The sequence below is a fragment of the Campylobacter sp. RM12654 genome (assembly GCF_020137585.1).
GTDB lineage: Bacteria > Campylobacterota > Campylobacteria > Campylobacterales > Campylobacteraceae > Campylobacter_E.
Genome location: NZ_JACGAR010000049.1, coordinates 1 through 2,411, shown reverse-complemented (window position 1 = coordinate 2,411; position 2,411 = coordinate 1). Strand labels below are relative to the sequence as shown.

1 protein-coding gene is annotated in these 2,411 nt (G+C 26.6%); it reads right to left on the bottom strand.

What is annotated here, in order from left to right:
• Window positions 1-146: 146 nt before the first annotated feature.
• A partial coding sequence (locus AVBRAN12654_RS09215; RefSeq protein WP_336614367.1) for a hypothetical protein occupies window positions 147-2,411 on the bottom strand: 2,265 nt, incomplete at its 5' end.

Genomic DNA, 2,411 nt, shown 5'->3' with positions numbered 1-2,411 from the left:
AAAAAATAAAAATAAATTAGATGATTTAAAAGATTTGGTTTTTATAAAAGATAATAAAGTATTTAATAAAAACTATTTAATATCAGATGAAATAGCTTTGTATTTAGAATAAAGCTAAGTTAATTAGAACTTTATTAAAGTTCTAATTAAAACTTATAGCTAAATCCTAAGTTTAATCTATATCCTGTATCAAACTCATTAGAAATATTCTTTGTAAAATCAGCATTAATGTCTAATTTAGAATTTGGTTTTACTAAAAATCCTATTTTAGCATTCAAGCCACTATCTTGGATATTGTTAAAACTGTTTTCTAAAAGAGCTACTACTTTACTTTTTGAAAGAGCATTTAGGTCTTTAAAGTATTGTAATTCAGTAACTAAGCTAAAGTTTTTGTTAAACTCAACCCCTGCTTTAACTCCTGCTTTTATACTAGCTTGAAGACCTTTTTTAGTTTCTATACTTGCATTAGTTCCTTTTAAGTCTAAGTCCTTAAATCTAGTAGCTATTAATTTAATATTAGGCTCTAAGTAATTATTATTTATACTAAATCTATGTCCTAAGCCTAAACCTATTTGATATAAGTCTAAGTAATTAGTAGTGTATAAATCAATCTTTTTAGCTTCAAATTTATTTTTTAATGTTACATAAGCTAAAGAATAATCAATAAAGCTTCCATTATAAAAATTAGTAGAAGCATAAGCTCCAAATGACCTTACATTAGTAGAAGAGCTTAAAGCTTTATTTATTTCTAATCTTGAAATATTTGCAAATACTCCATAAGTTAGATTAAATCTATCTAAGCTTATATTCTTATCTATACCAACGCTTGTACCTTTGTTTCTTAAATCATTATAATTAGTCTTTAAATAATTATATGAATTATTCACCCAAAAGCCGTGATTTTTAATATCATCTCTTAGATAAGTAAATCTATCATTTAAAATCTCTGCTTGATTTTTTGCTACATAATAAGGTGTATTAATTATACTTTTTAATTCAGCTTTTGTATTATCGTCTAATAATTCACTCATAAAATAATCTTTATAGTTTTTATTAATTAATTCTGTTGTAGTGTAATTAACATTGCCTTTACCATCAATTATTGCTTGGATTTCATCTTTGCTTAATTCTTTACCAGCTAAACCTACACTCCAAACTTCTTTAGTTCCATTCTCATCTTGCATAGTTGTATAATGAACTAGATTAGGTGATAATAATACACTTGAAATAGGTGTTGTATAAGTTACCTTAAAGAAATCTTCACTAACTACTTTAGGTGTTGTAGCTATTGCATCAGCTCTTGTAGAATTTGAATTAGTAGTATTTGAGTTGTTAGTATTATTAATAATTGCAATAGGAACATAGCCATTAATTAATAAGCCTAAGTTTGTATTAGAAATATTAATTATATTATTAAAGCCACTTGCACCATATCTTGCAATGATTGCTCCACTAAAGTGATTATATAAAGAAGTATTATATCCACCACCTGTTATATAAAATGTAGAATTAGTAGCGTTTAGATTATTTACTGCTAATTGCCCTACTATTTTTGAATTAGTTGTAGTTAAGGTATTAGCTCTAATACCACCTTTAATAGCTGATTTTTCTATAGTGTAATCTCCACTTGTTATTTCTGCTTTATCATATACACTACTAGCATTATCATCTTTACCTTTTAAAAATACTTTAGTATCTTTAGAGCCTTCATTAGTATTATTTAAGAATACATTTGAGTTTGTAATCTCTCCTTTGTTTGCACTAATAGAAGTTGTTTTTAAATCTATATTTTTAATTACTAGCTTATCATCTACTTTTATTGTTTGAGCTTTGATTTCATCGGTTGTTTTTTCGTTATCATTTTTAAACTCAATATTATTAGCATTAATATCTTTAAAGTCGTTCTTAGTAGTAGCTATTAGTTTGCCGTTTGTAACTTCTAAGTTTTTATGAAATGTATTATTATCAGCATAAACATCTACTGCATTAGTAACTGTTACATCGCCTTTAAAAGTATTGTTCTCTCCTTCAATCTTGCCTATACTTACATTATCTTCATAAAAAGCTCCATCGGTTGAGAGTGTTCCGCTACCTGATACTAGCTCTGATACTGTTGAGCCTTTTTCTACATTTATAAAGCCTTCGTTTTTTATTTCTCCTTTGATTTCTGAGCCATTTATTACACTTACTTGTGTATCTTTACTATCAATTACTATGCCTTGCTCTAATGTAGCTTTATCTAAGACATTGTTTTTACTATCGCCTGTAATAGTTAGAGTTTGTTTAAATATAGAACCAACTGCACTTATGCTATCAGCACTAACATTACCTTGAAAAGTGCTTTTTTCATCGCTTAATAAATTATTTGCAGTTATATCTCCACTAAAGATTGTATTACTTGATTTAAAGTC